Source organism: Niallia yueguangensis (assembly GCF_052663115.1).
The window spans coordinates 1-21,760 of sequence record NZ_JBQTCX010000026.1; the positions used below are offsets into that span (position 1 = coordinate 1).

Consider the following 21,760-nt stretch of genomic DNA (forward strand, 5'->3'; position numbering starts at 1 on the left):
GGATAAGTTAATCCAAAGTACACCCTTTTTTTATTTTTCGGTCTCGATGCTTTTCACTTGCAGAATATCAAGAAGGAAAACAAATACTGGAATCCCGATAATTAACCCCCATACTCCAAAGAAATGCTCAGAAAAAATGAGGACGATAAATGTAAAGAAAACGGGTAAATCTGTTTTAGAAGACATTAATTTAGGATTAAGAATATAGGCTTCTAGTGCATGAATAATACAGACAAAAATAATAATGATAATAACATACACATAGCCGCCGATTGTGTATCCGATCGTTAACAGGGGGATAAGCGAAATGATAACACCTGCTACTGGGATAAGCCCTAATAAAAATACTAAAATACATAAACCAAGCAGTTGTGGAAAATCAAGAATCCATAAACCAATGGTTGTTAAGATACAATTAACTAATGCAATGATAAATTGTGCTTCTAAAACTTTTCCGAAAGTTAATACGAATTTTTTTCCGAAAAACTCTATTTCGTTATAAAAGGCTGCTATTTTGCTTTTTTTGAAATTTTCTTTATATTTTATTAATCGTGGTTTCTCTAATAAAAAGAAAAAGCTTAATATAATCGCTAGCATAAATTGTATGCCAATTGCACTGATATCAGTAAAGTATTTTACAACTAAACCGAGCCCTTGTTCCAGATAGCTGTTGATATCACTGTCTTTAATGGCGTTTACAATATAATTAAGGACAGCGTTATCGTGCGGCCTTGTATAAAAATCGATGAGCTGTCTAATTAATGAAGTTATTTCTTCTATTAATATTGGCAAATATTTTACGAAGCTATAAGATAATAGCCCGATAATAGCTAAGTAGAGCACACTAACTATGATATTCCTTTTAATGGAAATTCTTTTGGAAATAATTTTTTCTAATCGATCCATTAAAAAGGAAAGTATAAAGGTAAAAAGCATTAAATTAACCATGCTTCTTAATAGATAGATTCCTAAAATGATTAATGCAAAGATGCTAATCCGCTTTAAGCTTTTACTCGATATTATTTTGTTCACTAATTCCACAGCATGTTCCCCTTATCTTTATATGTTATCTTCTTTTATTTTACCTTAAAAACAAGTATAAATAACTAAAAAAGATTTAAGAAATGTCTTCTGCTGTTTTTTTTGCCGGTTTCGGTTTTTTCCATTTGAAAATTTTATTTAAAAAATGAAAAATTTTCGAAGATTCTTTTGTTAATAAAGGTCCTAAAATGGCAAGAATTAGTACATATAATGCGGAAAAAGGCTTTAACATGGGAAGGAGTCCACCTGCAATACCTAAATTTGCTACAATAATGGAAAATTCGCCTCTTGAAACGATAGTAAGACCAATATTGGAAGATGCCTTATGCGATAATCCAGACCTACGGCCAGCAATCATTCCTGCTATAAAGTTTCCAACGATGGTGAGGATAACGGCTCCAAGTGTAAACCAAATTGCCCCGCCAAGCTCAAAAGGATCAATGGTTAAACCAAAGCTAAAAAAGAAGATGGCACCAAAGAAATCACGGAATGGAACGACCATTTGTTCAATTCTATGACTGTGTTCTGTTTCAGAAAAAACAAGCCCTAACAAAAGTGCACCAATTGCTTCGGCAACATGAATAGTTTCTGAAAATCCTGAAATGAAAAATAAGGAAGCAAACACTACAATAATAAATATCTCATTGGAAGTAATGTCTAACAGTTTGTTTAATAATGGAGTTGCTTTTCTAGCGACGATAAAAAACAGCAGCATATATCCTAATGCTGTACCAATGCTTACAAGCGTACCGATTAAAGAGGTAGAGTCCCCTAGTACAAGACCAGAAATGACAGATAAATAAACGGCAAGGAAAATATCTTCGAACATAATAATGCCAAGGATTAATTCTGTTTCTGCATTTCCTGTTCTTCTTAAATCAACTAGTACTTTCGCGACGATGGCACTGGAGGAAATAGTGATAATTCCAGCGATAATAAGAACTTCTAATATTTTGAATCCATTTAAGACCCCATATAAAAGGCCTAAAGAGAAATTAATAAGGATATAAATGGTACCGCCTGTGACAATAGAACGTCCTGATTTAATTAATTTTCCCACTGAGAATTCAAGGCCTAAATAAAATAAAAGGAAAAGTACGCCGATGCGACCCATAAAATTGATAATTTCTGCACTCTCAATAAAGCGTAGATCAATAATCCCGAAATGGGGGGCATGTGGTCCGACTAACATTCCGACGATTATTAAAAAAGGGATAATGGAAAATTTTAGTTTACCCGCAACGATTGCAGCCAATGCTACAAGAAGTAGTGCGGTTCCTACTTCAAATACTAAATGATCCATTAAGTTTCACCTCCGGCATTTCGTGAAAGAAGTTCTAAAATAAGCTTTTTAAGCGATTGTCTTTCTCCAGAAATTACTAATGTATCTCCTGCTTCAATAACTGTTTCAGGTCCAGGGCTTAACATTTTTTCTGTATTTTTTTTCATGATGGCAATCACATTTACGTTATATTTATTGCGAATATCGCTATTTCCGATTGTTTGGTTGACTACTTTTGATCCAGATTCTACTTTATACCATTCGATTATTAAATCATTAAAAGCGACTTCTATTGTTTCCAATGCTTTAGGCTTATATGCCATGCCGCCTAAAATACCTGCAATTTGTCTTGATTCTATATCATTAAATACAACACAAGAAATACTCTCTTCATGATCATCGTCATCGAAATGAAACACTTCTCTTCTTCCGTCATCATGAATAACGATGACAACTTTATCATTGTTTTTTGTAACTAATTCATACTTTTGTCCAATACCTGGTAATGCAATTTCTCTAATGTTCATCTGTATATCCTCCTAAAAATGGCTTATAAATTAACGTCAATTCGTGGAATCGAATGTTCCTCTTTTGTTATTCCTAAGAAGTTGTATGTTTCTTGTTTTGTAGAGTGATTAAAACGCTTTTGCAGCAAAGATATCGCAACACCACGTTTATATGCATGGTATCCAAATGTTTTGCGCATAGAGTGAGTGCCGATTTTTGCTTCCAGCCCGATTGCTTCTGCAGCTTGGTGAATAATTCGATATGCTTGTTGCCTGCTTATGTGATGATCTGTTTTTTTTGACTGAAACAAATAGTTGTCTTGTGCTAAACAAGTCGTTTGCACATAATGCAAGATCGCTTTTTGAACTTTTTGATTTAAATAGATGTTATTTTCTTCTTTGCAGTGATCTTTATTTATTTTGTAAAAATCTTTAATAGTTTTTCCGTTAAAAAGATCTTTAACACGAATATCCAAAAGTTCGGTAATGGTTAATCCGGTATTAATGCCTAAAACAAATAGTAGATAATCTCTCTCGGAGATCTTTTTTAAATACCGCTTCATGCTGTTAATTTGTTTAATATCTTTTATTGCCTCCACAAATTCCATGTAAGCATCTCCTTTTATTTATGTTACTCATTATGGTGAATATCAAGTGATGAGTAACATAAGTTAATTATAATGGATTCAATAAAAACGTCAATTAATATGATGTAAGGGTTTTTGAAAGGCTGTTTTCTCAAAGTTTTGTTTTTACGTAATAAAATGGGAGAAGAAGTACTCAGCAGACGGAATACACGTAGACTCCTGTGGGAATGCGAGAAAGACGAGACCCCACAGGAGCGTATGCGAGGCCACTGAAGAAGTGTTTTATTATATAAATTATAGGTAAAAACCTTATATTTAGTAGGATAAAAATGGTACAGAGAGTTTGAAAACGACTATCATGTTGGTTAGGAGAGGCGTCCGCACGACTCCTGCGGGATTAGAGAGAAAGACGAGACCCCACAGGACCACAGGAGCAAAGCGACGAGGAGGCTCGGCGCTCGCCCCGCGGAAAGCGTGTGGTAAGCCTCGGAAAACCGAACGAAAACCTCGGATTGCTTGGATTGTTACTATCTTTATTTCATAGCATCCACTTTTTCAGTGACCTTAGCGTATGCGACGAGGAGGCTCGACGCTCGCCCACGGAAAGCGAAGTGTATTTGGGCTGCGCGTTTAAAAGCAACAATCTATACGAAAACAGCCTCTCAAAAAGATAAGGATAAAGTTTTTTTCTTGAATATAGTGAAGTGAAGCCTATATAATTTAATGGTAATACTAAAACGTGATGATTAGGGGTGAAACCATGGGGATGTGAAATTAATATATGGAGAAGCAGCAAGAATAACAGATGTGACTAAAGTAAACCATTGTTTGTTAAACAACCCTTGGTCTTCTGCTAAGCTGAACGTTCTAGTGCAAAATATTATAAAAGTGGATAAACAAGCAAATTTCATTTAAGCATGTAAACAGATAATAATTATCTTCAATGGATATAACCACCACCTTTATAATTAAGAACTGAAATACTTATTGTAGAACATAAAAAAAGGGAAGTTACAAATACTATGTCTAATAGTATTTTTCTAATACAAACTTTGTTGCTTCTGTTAAATTAAATTTGTTTTAAAATATCAGGAGGTGTAAGCCTTTTATAGGCTGGTTATTGGAAATTTTTAATTTGCTTTTGTTTGTCATTTTAATAGCATTAACAGGTTTTTTTGTTGCAACAGAGTTTGCGATTGTAAAGGTAAGAACCTCTAGGATTGATCAATTAGTTGCTGAAGGGAAAAAAGGTGCATTAGCAGCTAAAAGAGTAACAACTCATTTAGATGAATATTTATCTGCATGTCAGCTCGGAATAACAGTGACTGCTTTAGGGTTAGGATGGATAGGGGAACCAACAGTAGTTGCTATATTAGAACCACTATTTAAACAATTCGAGCTGTCTGAATCTGTTTCTCATCTTATTTCTTTCATTATTTCATTTCTTGTTGTTACTTATATTCATGTAGTTGTAGGAGAATTAGCACCAAAAACAGTAGCTATTCAAAAAGCTGAATCGGTTACTCTACTATTTTCTCCGCCAATTATTTTGTTTTATCGCATTCTATATCCGTTTATTTGGCTGTTAAATGGTTCGGCTAGAGTATTATCAGGTTTATTTGGACTAAAACCAGCGTCAGAGCATGATTTGGCACACTCAGAAGAAGAGCTGCGGATCTTATTGTCTGAGAGTTATAAAAGTGGAGAAATTAATAAAAATGAGTTAAATTATGTAAATAACATCTTTGAATTTGATGAAAGAATAGCAAAAGAAATTATGGTTCCTCGTACGGAAATGGTAACCATTAATATTGATCATACTTTTGACGAGATAATGAATATTTTGGAAGAAGAAAATTATACTCGATATCCAGTAGTAAATGGAGATAAAGATAATGTATTAGGATTAATCAATATAAGAGAATTTTTAACAGCTAAAATTCAAAATAAGGACCAACTTCAAGTGGAAGAATATATGAAACCAATTATTCGGGTAATTGAAACGATTCCTATTCGTGAATTGCTGATTAAAATGCAAAAAGAAAGAACGCATATGGCGATTTTACTTGATGAATACGGTGGAACTTCAGGTATAGTGACAGCCGAAGATATTTTAGAAGAAATAGTTGGAGATATCCGTGATGAATTTGATGAGGATGAAGTGGCAGATATCCGAAAAATGAATGAAGACCATTACATTGTAAGCGGAAAAGTTTTAATCAACGAAGTAAACGACCTTCTTGGAACAAACTTAGAAGAAGAAGAAGTCGATACAATTGGAGGATGGTTCTTAACGAATAACTTTGATGCAGTAGAAGGCGAAGAAATTATAGAGGAAGGTTATGTCTTCAGGTTAAAAAGTATCGAAGAACATCATATTCATTTTATTGAAATAATGAAAAGTTTTGATGAAAATAATCCAATGTACGCAGAAGTTCAAGCAGGAGAATAACAGATCAGGCTGCGAGTTTAAAAGCAACAACCTCAGCCATTTAAAAAAGCTGCCAAAAGGTATCAATCCTTTTCGGCAGCTTTTTTGCTCTTTAAAATAACGGACTAAATGAAAAAAAGAAACAAATAATAATGGAAAAGATTAATTCTTGAATTTATGGAAAAAAGAGCATATAGTTTTTTTAGAAAACGTCTCTGTTTTGCTGAATAGAAAAAGTGATGTGTCATCTCATTAGGAAGCATGAAGATAAAAAGTAAAGGATAGATAGTTGAATGGAAAAAATAAACCCCTATTTAAAGAATATCCGTTGTTTTTGGAAAAGAAGACATATCACGCAAATTGCCCTCTTAGTCCTTTTATTAGTTGTTCTACTTTCCATTTTATATTTTACGTATTTAGCTTCTCAGGCCAATGTTAGTTCATTAAAAGCCGGTCTTAGCCAAGCTGCAGTTATATATGATAAAAATGGAGAAGAAGCAACAAAGATAAAAACGGATCGAACGGAAGCAATAACATTAAAAGACTTGCCGGATTATGTCCCGGAAGCAGTTGTCGCAATCGAGGATGAAAGGTTTTATAAGCATCATGGTTTTGATGTAAAAGGAATTGCTCGCGCCTTCTTTAAAAATCTGCTTGCCGGAAGAATAACAGGCGGAGGAAGTACGATTACACAACAGTTAACAAAAAATGCATTGCTTTCATCGGAGCAAACATACAAACGTAAAGCAGAAGAGTTGTTTTTAGCAGTAGAGATTGAAAAACATTATAAAAAAGATGAGATTCTGCAAATGTATTTAAATCATGTTTATTTTGGCAGTGGGGCTTGGGGAATCAGTTCTGCTTCTCAAAAATATTTTCATAAAAATATTCAAGACGTTTCAATAAGCGAGGCTGCACTGCTTGCAGGATTATTGCAGGCACCGTCTGCTTTAGATCCATACGAAAACTATGATGGTGCTGTAAAAAGGCGGAATGTTGTATTACGTAAAATGAAAGAGCAGCAAATAATTACAAATGAGGAGTATAAAGAAGCATTAGCTGAAAAAATAACGCTAAAAGATGGCGGAGGAACATTTATTAAAAGAGAGTATCCTTATTTTGTTGATGCAGTAATAGACGAAGCAATATCTAAATATGGACTAACACAGGATGAGTTATTAAAAAGAGGATATAAAATTTACACCGAAATGGATCAAAATTTGCAGGCAACCCTTGAGAAAACATTTGCAAGAGATTCATTATTCCCATCGAGCTCGGATGGCACATTAGTGCAAGGAGGAGCTGTATTATTGGATCCGGAAACTGGCGGTGTAAGAGGTATGGTTGGAGGCAGAGGAGAACATGTTTTCCGTGGTTTTAACAGAGCGACACAAATACAGGCACAGCCTGGATCAACAATAAAACCTTTAGCTGTATACACACCTGCATTAGAAGAAGGATATAAAACAACCTCAATTTTGCAGGATAAACCTTTTAAAAAGGGTGATTATAAGCCCCAGAATTTCACTAAAACATATAAAGGTGAAGTTCCGATGTATGAAGCATTGGAGCAATCATTAAATGTACCGGCTGTTTGGTTATTAGATCAAATAGGTTTGAAGAATGGGTTGAATTCTTTAGAACGCTTTGGCATTCCATTAGAAAAAGAAGATGAATATTTAGGCATCGCTTTAGGCGGAATGCGTAAAGGTGTTTCACCGTTAGAAATGGCAGAAGCGTATTCCACCTTTCCAAATGAAGGAGTAAGAATGGAGAGTCATTTAATAACAAAAATTGTCGGGCCTACAGGCAATGTATTAGCAGAGTATAAACCGATATCAACAAACGTTACCTCAAAAAAAGTAACAGATGATATTACCTCCATGTTATTAGACGTGATAAAGTCAGGAACGGGGCAAGGAGCTAAAGTGACAGGATTTCAAATTGCCGGAAAAACAGGTTCCACACAACTGCCATTTCCTAACGTTTCCGGTACAAAAGATCAATGGTTTGTCGGATATACGCCGAACTTGGTTGGCGCCATGTGGTTAGGGTATGATAAAACAGACCGAACGCATTATTTGCAAAGTAAAAGCTCAGGGGATGTTGTCCCTATTTTTAAAACAATGATGGATCAGGCTGTCCAATATGTAGAGCCAGAAAATTTCCACGTATTATCAGTTAGTGATCAATTAAAAAATGATGGAGAAAAGAAACAGCGTCTAGAAGATACAAAAAAAGCGATAAAAGAAACAGCGAAGGAAATGGAAAAAACAATTAAAGAGAAATCTTCAAACTGGGATTGGGATCAAGTAGTTGGAGAGATGAAAAAAGACGCAAAAAATGCAAATGAGAAAGTAAAAAATAAGGTGAAAGAAATAATTGGGAACTAAAAAGAATAAGCATCCTAAAGTGTGATTTTGGGATGCTTATTTTGAAAAAGGTGTGATAAAACTAATAGCATAAAATTTAATAAATAAATATAGTAGTAGATACTATTGGAGTTTTAGGGAGAGAATCTTCATGCTTTTTCTTAAAAGTTGGAGAAAAACTACTGAACTTACAAGATTGTAATCGTTTTCTTGATAAATTTTTTCCTCTATGAAAATAGCATTTCATAGTTTCATCTGCTATAATAATTTAGTTGGTATAAGGGCATCTGAGTAGAGTGAATTGGTAATTTTATCCTTACGAATTTTGTCACATTTACAATATTGCAGATGTGTTATTATCATACAGGTAGTAATAATAGATATTTTACCTTATGAAAGTGAATGTTCTATGGCTAAATTTCGAACATTCTGTGAATATTTTAACATTTAACATGAACTGGAAGGAGCTGTACAAAATGAAGGCGAAAAAGGGCTTTTTATTATCGCTCTTAAGCATCGTTCCTATCTTAATTCTAAGTGGGTGCGAATCAATGGTCGTATTTGATCCACAAGGGCCTGTAGCAAAAAGCATCATGGACTTAATTAACTGGTCCATCGTATTTATGGCAATTGTTTGTATTGTCGTATTTGCATTATTTGGTTATATAGTTTGGAAATATCGTGAGAAGCCAGAAAATAAAGACTATGAACCACCAGAAGAACATGGCAGTACATTGCTTGAAATTATCTGGACAGTTATACCACTTTTAATTATTATTGCATTAACAATTCCTACGGTAAAAACAATCTACGCTTTAGAAGAGATACCGAAGGATTATAAAGATAAAGAACCTGTTGTAATTAATGTAACTTCAGCAGACTGGAAATGGATTTTCAGTTATCCAGAAGAAGGCATTGAAACAGTTAACTATGTAAATATACCTGTTGGTGTGCCAGTTGAATTTAAATTAACTTCTGCTGGAACGATGCAGTCAATGTGGATTCCTGCACTTGCTGGTCAAAAGTATACAATGTATGGTGCAGAATCGGATTTATATGTTGTAGCAGATAATGAAGGTTCATACTTAGGGCAAAATACCAACTTTAATGGTCAAGGCTATGCAGAAATGCAGTTTGATGTAGAAGCGAAAACTCAAGAAGATTACGATAAGTGGGTGCAAGAAGTAAAAGATACTGCGCCGAAGCTTACAGAAGATAAGTATAAAGAAATTTTAAAGCCGACTCATCTAGGTCGTATGACATTCTCTAATACTCATTTAGAATGGATTAATCATGGAAAAGGCGGCGACTCTAATTACTATTTAAACCCTGAGCTATATAGAGTGCATGGCTATCAAGGAAAAACTTTTACTAATGAAAATGTAAAGGGTACAGATGGTAAAGAATCTGACGGAGGTGAACATAAACATCATGGACATTAAATGGGAAGATATTGTTATTACAGGTGATCCATTGATTCTTTCCGCTCAAATCGGCATACTTCTTACAATGATTGGTGCTGTTGTTGGGATAACATATTTAAAGAAGTGGAAGTACCTTTGGGATGAATGGATTACAACAGTTGATCATAAGCGCATTGGGATTATGTATATTATCGTTGCTGTCTTGATGTTTTTCCGTGGAGGAGTCGACGGATTAATGATGAAGGCGCAAACAGCTACGCCGGATATGAAATTTTTAAATGCACAGCATTATAATGAAGTATTTACAACACATGGTGTTATCATGATTTTATTCATGGCAATGCCTGCGTTAATCGGATTAATGAACGTTGTTGTGCCTTTGCAAATTGGTGCAAGAGACGTAGCGTTTCCACAGTTAAATGCGCTTAGCTTCTGGCTAACATTTAGTGGTGCGATGTTATTTAATATTTCTTTCGTTATTGGTGGTTCGCCTGATGCAGGCTGGACATCTTATTTCCCGTTAGCAGGTAAAGAATTTACACCAGGCGTTGGAAATAACTTTTATGCAATTGCTTTGCAGATTGCAGGTATTGGTACATTAATGACGGGTATTAACTTTGTTGTTACGATTTTAAAAATGCGTACAAAAGGCATGACATTAATGAGAATGCCAATGTTCACTTGGACAGCATTAATCACAAATATTATTATCGTTTTTGCATTCCCGATTCTTACGGTTGCATTAGCATTAATGACATTTGACCGTTTGTTTGGAACACATTTCTTTACCATTTCTGGTGGAGGAAATGCGATGTTATGGAATAACTTATTCTGGTTATGGGGACATCCAGAGGTTTACATTGTTATATTACCGGCTTTCGGTATGTTTTCAGAGATTATTTCGACATTCTCTAGAAAAATGCTATATGGTTATAAATCTATGATTATCTCAATTGTTGGGATTGCAGTTTTAAGTATGGTAGTTTGGGTTCACCATTTCTACACAATGGGTTCAGGTCCGGTTGTTAACTCTGTATTCTCGATTACGACGATGTTAATTGCAGTACCTACAGGAGTTAAAATATTTAACTGGTTGTTTACGATGAGAAAAGGTCGCATTCAATTCACAACGGCAATGTTATGGTCGCTTGCATTTGTTCCGACTTTTACAATTGGTGGGGTAACTGGGGTTATGCTTGCAATGGCTGCGGCTGACTATCAATACCATAATACATTATTCTTAGTGGCGCATTTCCATTATGTATTAATTCCTGGTGTAGTGTATGCAGTATTTGCTGCCTTCTATTACTGGTGGCCAAAAATGTTCGGTCATGCATTAAACGAACGTTTAGGAAAATGGCATTTCTGGTTATTTAATATTGGTTTTAATTTGACGTTTATGCCAATGTTCTTCTTAGGATTAAAAGGTGCAGTAAGACGTTCTTATACATTCTCAGTTGAATCTGGATTTGCTCCATTATTCTTATTATCAGCAATAGGTTCTCTTATTTTAGCAGCTGGTTTTGCTGTATTATGCTATAACATTTATTATAGTGCACGTAAAGCAGACAGAAATATTTCTACTGATCCATGGAATGCAAGAACGTTAGAATGGCATACAGCTTCACCTGTTCAATTCTATAACTTTGCACAAGAACCAGAAGTAAAATCATTAGATGCATTCTGGTATATGAAAAAGAATAATGAAGGTTTAGTGTTAAAAGAAGATGAGTTAAAAGAAATTCATATGCCGAGCAATTCATGGCTGCCAATTTATATGTGTGTCGTATTTGGTGCAGTTGGATTCTTTATGATATTTGAATGGCATCTACTCGCGGCAATTGCAAGTATCGGTATTTTTGTAGGATTAATTCTGCGTTCCTTTGATTATGATGATGGCTATCATGTGAAGATAGATGAAATTAAGAAAACGGAACGTGCATGGAGAGGTGAGAAATAATGGCTAAAGTAGATACATCTTTACCGTTAGAGTATCAAACGGAACAAAACCGCTTGAATATTCTAGGTTTCTGGATCTTCCTAGGTGCTGAGGTAGTATTATTTGCAACATTGTTTGCAGCTTACGGTTCGTTGGCAAATAACTTTGCTGGAGGCCCAACTCCTAAAGAACTTTTTAAAATGAAGGATGTCATGATCGAAACACTGCTGTTATTAACAAGTAGTTTTACTTGTGGAATCGCAATCTGGCAAATGCGCCGTCATAATGTAAAAGGGTTAATCACATGGTTGGCAATCACTTTATTGCTTGGTGCTGGCTTCGTGTTTTTTGAAGTGAATGAATTTATTCACTATGTTCATGAAGGAGCAACGATGCAAACAAGTGCGTTCCTTTCTAGCTTCTTTGTTTTGTTAGGTACACATGGACTGCATGTGTCAATGGGTATTGGATGGGCTATTTTAGTAATCATGCAAATACTAAAACACGGTTTAACGCCGACTACTGCTCGTAAAACATTTATTATAAGTTTATATTGGCACTTTTTAGACGTAGTGTGGATTTTTATTTTCACATTCGTTTATTTAGCAAGAATGTAAGGGTGGTGTAATAAATGGCGAAAAATCATGAAAATGAAAAGTTTCCAATCGGACATATTGCAGGATTTATCGTTTCCTTATTGCTTACATTTGCAGCAGTAGGAGCGAAATATACTGATTTACCATTTAAAACGATCATGTGGATTATTGGTACTTTAGCAGTAATCCAAGCTCTTCTTCAATTGGTTATGTTTATGCACTTAACAGAAGGAGAAGGAAAAGTTCAAGTGATTAATATTGTGTATGCTTTCTTTTGTGCCATTGTCGTAGCAGCAGGTACTATTTGGGTAATGACATCAGGACATGTGCATTATTAATAAGAATAAAATAAAAACATATTAACAAGTAAGTTATGTTTTCAGGTCTAATCTATTATCGTCTACTAGAATAGCTAGTTGCTATATTCTTGTGAGTCGGTTTAGATTAGACCTTTTTTATAGTTACAAACGCTATACAAGTTGTGAATGTCAGTAGTACTAGTGAGTGTTAAAATAGCATATGTTGGCAGCGGGATAGGGAAGTATAAATTACATAAGACGGAGTATAAAAAACTGCATATATATGATTGCAATTTTTTTATAAAGTATACAAAATAAAAGAAGAAATTGATAAATATCAAGCTTACTGTTTTTAAAAAAAAGGAGGAATAAGATGACTGTTCGATTCGGTATTATAGGTACAAACTGGATAACTGATTCATTTATCCAGGCTGCAAAACAATTAGAAGATTTTTCATTAACGGCAGTTTATTCACGAACAAAAGAAAAGGGAGAAAGCTTTGCTAAAAAACACGGGATCGCAAATGTATTTACCGACTTAAAAGAAATGGCAGAAAGCGACTGCTTGGATGCTGTATATATTGCAAGCCCTAATTCTCTTCATGCGGAACAGTCTATACTTTTTTTAACGAATAAAAAACATGTCCTTTGTGAGAAAGCGATTGCATCAACAGTAAAAGAATTAAAGGAAATGATTTCTGCAGCAAAAGAGAATAATGTTTTATTGATGGAAGCATTAAAAACAACGATGCTGCCAAATTTTCAAATCGTCCAAAAGAATTTGCATAAAATTGGGAAGGTTCGCCGTGCATTTGTGAGTTATTGTCAATACTCCTCCCGCTATGATGCATATAAAGAAGGAAATGTTTTGAATGCATTTAAACCAGAGCTATCCAATGGTTCACTAATGGATATTGGCGTTTACTGCATCTATCCAATGGTTTATTTATTTGGCAAACCTTTATCCGTTAAAGCATCTAGTTATTTATTAGAGACAGGTGTCGACGGTGAAGGAAGCATAATAATGAGCTACAAAGATATGGATATTATTATGATGTATTCAAAAATCACCAATTCTTATATCCCTTCTGAAATACAAGGAGAAGAGGGAAATATTTTATTGGATCAAATAAACACACCGCAAAAAGTGAATATTTATTATCGAAATGGCGAAAAGGAAGACGTAACACAACCGCAAAAAGAAGAAGCGATGTATTACGAAGCAAAAGAATTTATCGAATTAATTAAAGCTGGAAAAGTAGAATCTGCTATTAATTCGCATGAAGTATCTTTAGCTGTTATGGAAATAATGGAGGAAGCAAGAAAACAAACAGGCATTATCTATCCCGCCGATAGTCAATAACCAAGAAAATGATCTATTTGGAATGAAAAGAAATATGTGTAAATAGATATATCGAAAACGAAGGGACTGCTAAATGGCAGTCTCTTCGTTTATTTTTTCTAATTTTACGAGTTGCAACCCGTTTTCAACTTCAAAGATTTTTACTATCTGAAATCCCAATTTTTTATATAATTTCAGGGCCGGTGAGTTTTTAGCAGCTGTACAAACGGTCATTTGTTTTGGTTGTTTCTGTAAAAGATGATGAAGCAGCTTTGTTGCAAAACCTTTGCCGAATGAAGAGGGATGAACAACAAGTCGACATATTTCTATAGAATCTGTTATTTCTTTATAAGAAATAACGGCAACTAAACGATTACAGCTGTAATATCCTACGAAGGTTTCCATGCATGTTCTAATACTCGAACAATCTTCTTTTAATGGCGGCAAATCTTTATAATTAATAATTTTTGATTCTACTTTATATGAGGCTGATTGAATGGCTAAAATCTCTCTTGCTATTTCTAAATCACTATTATCTAACTTTATAATCATTGTTTTTTCCTTTCTTTTCTTAAGTATATCGCAATGAAGAAAAGAACAAAAAATAGAAATTATGAACAAATTATTTCCTAACCATTAACAATGATTTAAATATATAGAAAACGGATTGCGAAAAATCTAAAATATCGGTTTAATGAGAAGAAAATAATGAATAAAAGGCAAAGGTAGGGTGCAAATATGAAAGTGCTAGTAATAGAAGATAATGAAAGTGTTTGCTCCATGCTCGAAATGTTTTTTGAAAAAGATCATTTTGAGGGAGTATTTATTCATAACGGCTTAGATGGATATCAGCATTTTTTAACAAATAAGTATGATCTTATTGTACTTGACTGGATGTTACCTGGAATGGATGGTATAACAGTATGTAGGAAAATAAGGGAAGTAAATAAAGAAATCCCTATTATTATGTTAACGGCAAAAGATTCAGAATCTGACCAAGTACTCGGTCTAGAAATGGGTGCAGATGATTATGTAACCAAACCTTTTAGTCCGTTGGCATTAACTGCTAGAATGAAAGCAATAGCGAGAAGACTGAACAAATCAGATGGGGACGAAATAAAAGAAACCAATGGTGTTGTGATGGTTAATAAAGAGACGAGGGAAGTGTTTATTGAAAATAAACGAATTCCTAATTTGACGCCAAAAGAGTTTGATATCTTGTCCTTTTTTGTACAGCATCCAAGACAAGTTTTTTCAAGAGAACAGATTTTGGATCAAGTATGGGGATTTCAGTTTTACGGTGATGACCGGACAGTAGATGTTCATATCAAAAGGTTAAGAAGAAAAATTGGCCGCGAAAACCAGCCTTTTTTCCATACCATATGGGGAGTAGGCTATAAATTTGATGAAACGGTGGTAATTAATGAGGATTAAATATATTTATCAGCAATTAATCAGCCATATTAGTGTGATTATTGTTGCCTTTTTAGTGGTTAGTTTGGTATTTACTCATTTTGTTGAACAATTGGTATTAGAAATAAAAGGACAGGAACTACTTGAATATGGTGTTAATATACTATCAGATTTGCAAGAAAATCCATCCCCTGCCGAGTATCAATCTACACTTGTAAAATATAATGATGTTTTAGGAAGCAGAGGAATAGGCTTTGGGATGTTCGATACACAAAGAAATCGGCTTTATGCAGTTGGAGGAAACTTTTCCATAACAAATAAAGAGTGGAATGAAATAAAGAACGGACAAGGAAGAATTATTAAAGATAAGACAAGACGTGGAAATCAAGAGGTTACGCTTGTTGCTATTCCTTATTGGGTGAATGGGGAGGTTGCTGGAGTCATCTCCCTTACCGCTCCCTTAAGTGACTCTAAAGATATGATTAATAAAATCAATAAATACCTAGTTTATACGGTGTTTTTTGCTTTTAGTGTAGCGTTATTATTAAGTATTTTATTATCACGTATCCACGTAAGAAGGTTAAAAAAATTACAGGAGGCTACAAGCCTTGTTGCAGTTGGTGATTACAATGTAAAAGTCCCTTCCTCAAATTTTGATGAAATAGGGGAATTAGCGGATGATTTTAACAGCATGGTTGGAAAACTGCGTGAATCAAAAGAAGCGATTGATGCATTAGAGAATAGAAGAAGACAGTTTATGTCAGACGTATCCCATGAAATGCGTACACCTTTAACGACCATAAGCGGAGTGATAGAAGGGTTAAATAATAATATGATTCCAGAGCAAGAAAAGGAAAAAGGGCTTAACTTAGTAAGTCAGGAAACAAAACGACTTATCCGTTTAGTAAATGAAAATTTAGATTACGATAAAATTCGTTCCAATCAAATTGTGTTAAGGAAAGAAATGATTGAGCTGCAAGAGGTATTCGAAATTATCCAAGAGCAGTTATATACACAGGCGGAAGAAAAAAACGTGAAAATTAACGTTTCTGCTACAGATGATGTCATGATATATGCAGATTATGACCGATTAATTCAGATCATTATTAACATTACAAAAAACAGTATTCAGTTTACTGAAAATGGGTTGATTTGGCTGCGGGGATGGGTGGAAGAAAACAAAACCGTTATTGAAATAGAGGATACAGGAATTGGCATTGAAGCAGAAGAAATAGAGAATATATGGAAAAGATTTTATAAAGCGGATATTTCCAGAACAAATACACCTTATGGAGAGTTTGGATTAGGGTTATCGATCGTAAAGCAGCTCGTGCAATTCCATCAAGGAATCATTACTGTCGAAAGTAAAAAAGGAAAAGGAACTAAATTTACGATTATATTTCCTATGGATGAATAGCTGACGTCTCTATTTGTTCTTTGATATTTCTAGGTCTTTTCAAAGTTTATTAATAATTTATTCATATATTCTGGCTATGATGTAACTATAAGGCAACAATCAACTTTGAGGATTAAATAAATGGCCTGATCACCTCCAAAAACGAAAAGTCGTTACGAAGGAGAGACAGTTTTTAATAGATGAATAAAGGAGGCACTTATAATGAGTGAATTTGATAAAAAAAAGGAATATGCTTCAGCGGATGCAACGAATAGAGAAGAGGAAGGTTTAATCAATCATACAGAAGTGACGGCAGAAGAAAATAACCAGGCAGAAGCTGAAATGGCTGCAAGGAATCAGGATGGCCACGAGCCATCCGTATCTAATGAGAACAAGGAAGTTGACTCAAAGGAAGAATGGGAAGCAACTGTACAGGCAGCGCAGCAAGATAGATTTCAAGAAGCAAAGCCGGAAGAAATGGTTGCTGTCTCGATTGAAGAACCGGCAGCGCAGCGTTCTAAAGCAGGTGCAGAGAAATCTAAATTAAAAGGCTTCTTTTCCTTATTAGCAGCAGGAATAGTTGGATCGGCATTAACGGTCTTTACGATTCCGTATACCGGTTTATATCAGGATCAATATGCAAAGGTTGAGCAGCGAATCGATGATTTATCAAATAAAATAGAAACGAACAACACTAGTGCTATAACGGCTCAAACGACTACTGCAAATGTATCTAATAACAGTTCAAAGTCCATTGCGGATATGGTGGAAACTTCATCAAAAGCAATTGTTGGCATTGTTAATTTACAGAAACAAACCAATCAATTTTCCCCAAGCTCACAGGATGATGTGCAAAGTGGATCTGGGTCAGGAGTTATCTTTAAAAAAGATGATAAATATGCGTATATTGTGACGAATAATCATGTGATTGAAGGTGCTAATAGTTTAGAAATCTCGCTGTATAATGGCGATAAGGCGGAAGGAAAACTAATCGGTGCAGATGCACTTACTGATTTGGCGGTAGTAAGAATTGATGCAAAACATGCTTCTGATACGATTGATTTTGGAAACTCTTCTACCTTAAGACCTGGGGATCAAGTTTGGGCAATTGGAAACCCACTTGGCTTAGATTTTTCTAGATCAGTTACACAAGGGATTGTCAGTGCAGTTGATAGAAGCATCACGGTAAACACTTCTGCTGGAGATTGGCAGTTTAATGTTATTCAAACAGATGCAGCGATTAATCCTGGAAACAGTGGAGGAGCTTTAATTAATGCAGCCGGCCAAGTTATTGGCATTAATAGTTTGAAAATCTCTGAAAATGGGGTGGAAGGCCTTGGGTTTGCGATTCCAAGTAATGATCTTATTCCAATTGTAAATGAAATTATTGATAAAGGAAAGGTGGAACGTCCATATATCGGGGTCGGCTTAGCCAGCTTAGAAGAAGTACCGCGTATGTATTTGGAAGATCTTCCTAATAGTGTGACAAAAGGTGTGATGATAACAAATATTGATCCAAATTCTACAGCAGCGAAAGCAGGATTAAAAGTTCAAGATGTTATTGTTTCGGTTAACGGCACAAAGCTTGAAGGGTCATCTGATTTAAGAAAATATTTATACACAAAAGTAAAAATAGGAGACAAAATAAAACTAGAGGTTTATCATGACGGCAAGCCTAAAACAGTAGAATTGACTTTAGCGAGCAATGCGAATACGAACTAGTTAGGGAAGAGCTTAATAAAAATGCTGTTTTCTCAAAGCTTGTTGTTTTTTACGTGAAAAAATGGGAGAAGAAGTACTTAAACAGACGGAATACACGTAGACTCCTGTGGGAATGCGAGAAAGACGAGACCCCACGGAGTATAGCAAGGCCACTGAAGAAGTGTTTTATTATATAAATTATAGGTAAAACCCTTATATTTAGTAGGATAAAAATGGTATAGAGAGTTTGAAAACGACCATCATGTTGGTTAGGAGAGGCGTCCGCACGACTCCTGCGGGATTAGCGAGAAAGACGAGACCCCACAGGAGCAAAGCGACGAGGAGGCTCGGCGCTCGCCCACGGAAAGCAAAGTGTATTCAGTCTGCGAGTTTAAAAGCAACAATCTATACGAAAAGACCCAATAAAATAAAGATGAGTTGTTTATAATTTGGTAATATTTTCATGGTAATATTATTGCATGTACTCATACTATAGTAAATTAAAGGGAAAATAGAAAGGAAAGACAATGATAAAGAATAAAAAAATATTTTTACCAATATTAGGGGCGGTTTTAATTGCCTTAGTTATAGGTGCTGTATATTTAGTGAAAAAAGATGATGCAGCAGCAACAGTTGGCGGAGAAAAAATCACCAAAAACGAATTGAATGAAGCATTAAATAAACAATATGGAGCAGCCACTCTTGATAGTCTTATTGCTGATAAAGTAGTGGATTTAGAAGCGGAAAAGGAAAAAATTAAAATAACGGATAAAGAGAAAAAAGAAGAATTAAATAAATTAATGGAATCGTACGGTGGCGAAGAGGCTTTTAATACTGCATTAAAATCCAACAATGCGTCAAAAGCGGATATTGAAGAGCAAATGGTACGCTATTTAAAAATAAAAAAATTATTAGCACCAAGAGTTAAAATAACAGATGATGAAATCAAATCCTATTTTAATGAAAATAAAGCGGCGCTTGCACAAGCGGAGCAAGTAGAAGCAAGTCATATTTTAGTAAAAGATGAAAAAACGGCAAAAGAAGTAAAGAAAAAATTAGACAATGGAGCTGACTTTGCTGATTTAGCAAAAGAGTACTCGACAGATACAGCTTCTAAAGAAAGTGGCGGCGAACTTGGTTATTTTGGTAAAGGGGAAATGAAACCAGCATTTGAAAAGGCGGCATTCTCGATGAAAGTCAATGAAATCAGCGACCCAGTAAAAACAGATTTCGGTTACCATCTAATTAAAGTAACAGGCCATAAAGAGGCAAAAGAGGCAGAGTTGGAAGATCATAAAGAAGAAATAAAAGCGGCATTGGTAGAACAAAAAATGAAAACAGAATACAGCACATGGTTAGAAGAGAAAAAAGCAGACTATAAAATCAAAAATTATCTTAATAAGTAATCTGCAAACTTAAAAACATACGTGAAAACGAAAAGAGGCTATCTAAAGAAGTGAGGAAAGTTAAACTTCTTTTAAGATAGCCTCTTTTTTTCTTATGCTGTTTTCTAAAAGTTTGTTGTTTTTGAAAAAAACAATAAACATAGTTGAAGCACTGAGCAGCCTGAATACACGTAGACTCCTGCGGGAAAAGCGAGAAAGACGAGACCCCACAGGAGCAAAGCGACGAGGAGGCTCGGCACTCGTCCGCGGAAAGCGAAGTGTATTCAGGCTGCGGGTTAAATAGCAACAATCTATACGAAAAGAGCCTTTTCTTATGTTAATAAAATATGATTATGCTGTTAATGATGAAAGTAGATTACAAAAGATTATTACATATTTAGTTAAATATAGGAAATGATAAAAAGGAGAAAAAAATTGGCAGTTTAGGAGGAATATTAGAATGAAACATCTATTCATACTCTTATTATGTATGGTCGGACTTGTTTTACCTAGTCATGGAGGAATGATACAAGCTGCTCCACAATCCCCAGAAGCAGGAGAAAAAACAAATGAAGAGGATCAGGCCTTTTTAAAACAATTGGCTGAAAGTCTAGGGATAAAAACAGAAGGAAAAGATTATATAACAATAAAAAAAGAAGTTCATGAAGTATTAATCAAAAAAGAAGCGGAGAAATTAGGGATAAAAACAGAAGGAAAAGATATTAAACAAATTGCAATGGAAGTTCATGAAACGCATATAAAAAATGAAGCAAAAAAGTTAGGGATTAAAACAGACAATAAAGATATAAGAGTGTTAATGAAAGAAGTATTCGAAGCAAAACTTCAAAAAAAGGCAAAAGAATTAGGTATTGATACAAAAGGGAAAAATATGCAACAACTAGGAAAAGAAGTTCAAGAGAAAATCATATATTCGGAAGCAGAAAAAATGGGTATTAAAACAGAGGGAAAAGAGCTCGGGAAAATAGCAGAGGAAGTAAGAGAAAAACAAATCATCACAGCGGCTGAAAAGCTTGGACTGGATACAAAAAATAAAACAACAAAAGAGCTGTTAAAAGAAATGATGGTAAACTATCCTGAAGAAGTGAAAAAATTAAAGCTGCTACCATTTCACGAAAAAGTTGGAATGAATGGGCATGTAAAGTTTAATCATTAATAGCGGATATCCGAAAAAATAATCACGGTAGTAATGCTTAGTGGTTATTTTTTTGTTTGTAGAATGGTTTAGCTTGCTGCCTCTATTGTGTAAGACTCTATTTATACATAGTCTCATTCGATATCGGGTTGTCAGTGAAAACTCATGCTAGTTCGTATTAATATCTGCATGTATATAGAAGGAAAAAATATTCAATTAAATAAGTCTTTTATCGTATCTGGTAGCATGAGGAATGTAAGTTATTTTACCTAAAGTCTGTTGTTCTCTCGTTGTTCTCTCAAACTTAATATCTATTTTTGTGAAAAAAAGGCATAATTTCATGTTATTTTTTCACAATGATTAGTATTCTTATAGTGAGAAGGTTTATCAAATGGAAACATAGTAATGTTTTTCTACTTTTATTTATTTTTAATCTAGTCGTTTTTAGGAGGAAAATAAGGAAAAATAAATGAACATGTACATCAAAAAAATTCATAAGTAAAACAACTAGAGATCAGGGGAAAATACATGGGAGGAATACATATTGAAACAACATTCCAAGCTGCGAATTACAGAAAAAGATAATAATATTTATAGAGCTTTATGTGATTTGTACAAGGAAAAAGGCGAAAGTGTTGGAATTGGTCCAACAGAAATTGGCTTAAAGGTTGGTCGAGATCCTTATGATGCTTCTGCCTATTGCAATGCATCATTAAAAAAGCTCATGCACTTTAACAAAATTGAAAAGATTGAAAATGGAAAATATAAACCAATTGTACATTCACAAAAGGTTTAATCATGGAATAAAGAAAAGTGGGAAAGAAAAAAATGTCGATATTCGTATCGGCATTTTTTCTTTCCTTTTAACATGTGAAAAAGTATGGTATAAGTAT

General features: G+C 34.5%; 18 protein-coding genes. 13 read left to right on the forward strand and 5 right to left on the reverse strand.

Annotation, left to right across the window (positions count from 1 at the left end):
• Nucleotides 1-30: 30 nt before the first annotated feature.
• The 4 genes from ACTYA4_RS18775 to ACTYA4_RS18790 all read right to left on the reverse strand — a co-directional run bounded on the left by ACTYA4_RS18775 (nucleotide 31) and on the right by ACTYA4_RS18790 (nucleotide 3,437).
• A complete protein-coding gene (locus tag ACTYA4_RS18775) occupies nucleotides 31-1,041 on the reverse strand; it encodes an AI-2E family transporter (protein WP_443483023.1) in 1,011 nt (336 codons plus the stop codon).
• 76 nt (nucleotides 1,042-1,117) lie between these two features.
• A complete protein-coding gene (locus ACTYA4_RS18780; RefSeq protein ID WP_443483022.1) occupies nucleotides 1,118-2,344 on the reverse strand; it encodes a cation:proton antiporter in 1,227 nt (408 codons plus the stop codon).
• Nucleotides 2,344-2,850, reverse strand: a complete 507-nt coding sequence (locus tag ACTYA4_RS18785; protein WP_443483021.1) for a cation:proton antiporter regulatory subunit — start codon at nucleotides 2,848-2,850, stop codon at nucleotides 2,344-2,346. The genes ACTYA4_RS18780 and ACTYA4_RS18785 overlap by 1 nt, the downstream gene beginning before the upstream one ends.
• Before the next feature lie 23 nt (nucleotides 2,851-2,873).
• Nucleotides 2,874-3,437, reverse strand: coding sequence for a tyrosine-type recombinase/integrase (locus ACTYA4_RS18790; protein ID WP_443483020.1), 564 nt, complete (start codon nucleotides 3,435-3,437; stop codon nucleotides 2,874-2,876).
• A gap of 1,099 nt (nucleotides 3,438-4,536) precedes the next feature.
• Here ACTYA4_RS18790 and ACTYA4_RS18795 point away from each other — a divergent pair.
• The 7 genes from ACTYA4_RS18795 (at nucleotide 4,537) to ACTYA4_RS18825 (ending at nucleotide 13,840) form a co-directional block, all read left to right on the forward strand.
• Entirely contained in the window at nucleotides 4,537-5,868 is a 1,332-nt protein-coding gene (locus tag ACTYA4_RS18795; RefSeq protein WP_443483019.1) for a hemolysin family protein, read from the forward strand.
• 272 nt (nucleotides 5,869-6,140) lie between these two features.
• On the forward strand, nucleotides 6,141-8,240 hold the full coding sequence (locus ACTYA4_RS18800; RefSeq protein ID WP_443483018.1) for a transglycosylase domain-containing protein: 2,100 nt from the start codon (nucleotides 6,141-6,143) through the stop codon (nucleotides 8,238-8,240).
• Nucleotides 8,241-8,695: 455 nt separating this feature from the next.
• On the forward strand, nucleotides 8,696-9,661 hold the full coding sequence (gene qoxA / locus ACTYA4_RS18805; RefSeq protein ID WP_443483017.1) for a cytochrome aa3 quinol oxidase subunit II: 966 nt from the start codon (nucleotides 8,696-8,698) through the stop codon (nucleotides 9,659-9,661).
• A complete protein-coding gene (gene qoxB, locus ACTYA4_RS18810) occupies nucleotides 9,651-11,603 on the forward strand; it encodes a cytochrome aa3 quinol oxidase subunit I (RefSeq protein ID WP_443483016.1) in 1,953 nt (650 codons plus the stop codon). The genes qoxA and qoxB overlap by 11 nt, the downstream gene beginning before the upstream one ends.
• The gene (gene qoxC / locus ACTYA4_RS18815) at nucleotides 11,603-12,199 is read left to right on the forward strand and encodes a cytochrome aa3 quinol oxidase subunit III (protein ID WP_443483015.1); all 597 of its coding nucleotides are present in this window, start codon (nucleotides 11,603-11,605) and stop codon (nucleotides 12,197-12,199) included. Before qoxB ends, qoxC begins: the two co-directional genes overlap by 1 nt.
• Before the next feature lie 14 nt (nucleotides 12,200-12,213).
• Nucleotides 12,214-12,516: a cytochrome aa3 quinol oxidase subunit IV gene (qoxD, locus tag ACTYA4_RS18820; RefSeq protein WP_443483014.1), complete on the forward strand. Its 303-nt coding sequence runs from the start codon at nucleotides 12,214-12,216 to the stop codon at nucleotides 12,514-12,516.
• A gap of 334 nt (nucleotides 12,517-12,850) precedes the next feature.
• A complete protein-coding gene (locus ACTYA4_RS18825; protein ID WP_443483013.1) occupies nucleotides 12,851-13,840 on the forward strand; it encodes a Gfo/Idh/MocA family protein in 990 nt (329 codons plus the stop codon).
• Between the two features lie 69 nt (nucleotides 13,841-13,909).
• Here the strand turns inward: ACTYA4_RS18825 and ACTYA4_RS18830 are convergent, their stop codons facing one another.
• A complete protein-coding gene (locus tag ACTYA4_RS18830; RefSeq protein WP_443483012.1) occupies nucleotides 13,910-14,371 on the reverse strand; it encodes a GNAT family N-acetyltransferase in 462 nt (153 codons plus the stop codon).
• A gap of 186 nt (nucleotides 14,372-14,557) precedes the next feature.
• Here ACTYA4_RS18830 and ACTYA4_RS18835 point away from each other — a divergent pair, with 186 nt between their 5' ends.
• From ACTYA4_RS18835 to ACTYA4_RS18860, 6 genes are all read left to right on the forward strand, one after another.
• Nucleotides 14,558-15,253 carry a winged helix-turn-helix domain-containing protein gene (locus ACTYA4_RS18835; protein WP_443483011.1) on the forward strand — a complete coding sequence of 232 codons (696 nt, stop codon included), beginning with the start codon at nucleotides 14,558-14,560 and terminating at the stop codon, nucleotides 15,251-15,253.
• A complete protein-coding gene (locus ACTYA4_RS18840; protein WP_443483010.1) occupies nucleotides 15,243-16,649 on the forward strand; it encodes an ATP-binding protein in 1,407 nt (468 codons plus the stop codon). The genes ACTYA4_RS18835 and ACTYA4_RS18840 overlap by 11 nt, the downstream gene beginning before the upstream one ends.
• Before the next feature lie 456 nt (nucleotides 16,650-17,105).
• Entirely contained in the window at nucleotides 17,106-18,350 is a 1,245-nt protein-coding gene (locus tag ACTYA4_RS18845; protein ID WP_443483025.1) for a S1C family serine protease, read from the forward strand.
• Nucleotides 18,351-18,856: 506 nt separating this feature from the next.
• Nucleotides 18,857-19,735, forward strand: coding sequence for a peptidylprolyl isomerase (locus tag ACTYA4_RS18850; RefSeq protein WP_443483009.1), 879 nt, complete (start codon nucleotides 18,857-18,859; stop codon nucleotides 19,733-19,735).
• Between the two features lie 439 nt (nucleotides 19,736-20,174).
• Nucleotides 20,175-20,888, forward strand: coding sequence for a hypothetical protein (locus ACTYA4_RS18855; RefSeq protein ID WP_443483008.1), 714 nt, complete (start codon nucleotides 20,175-20,177; stop codon nucleotides 20,886-20,888).
• A gap of 523 nt (nucleotides 20,889-21,411) precedes the next feature.
• Nucleotides 21,412-21,663, forward strand: coding sequence for a hypothetical protein (locus ACTYA4_RS18860; RefSeq protein ID WP_443483007.1), 252 nt, complete (start codon nucleotides 21,412-21,414; stop codon nucleotides 21,661-21,663).
• Nucleotides 21,664-21,760: the final 97 nt, after the last annotated feature.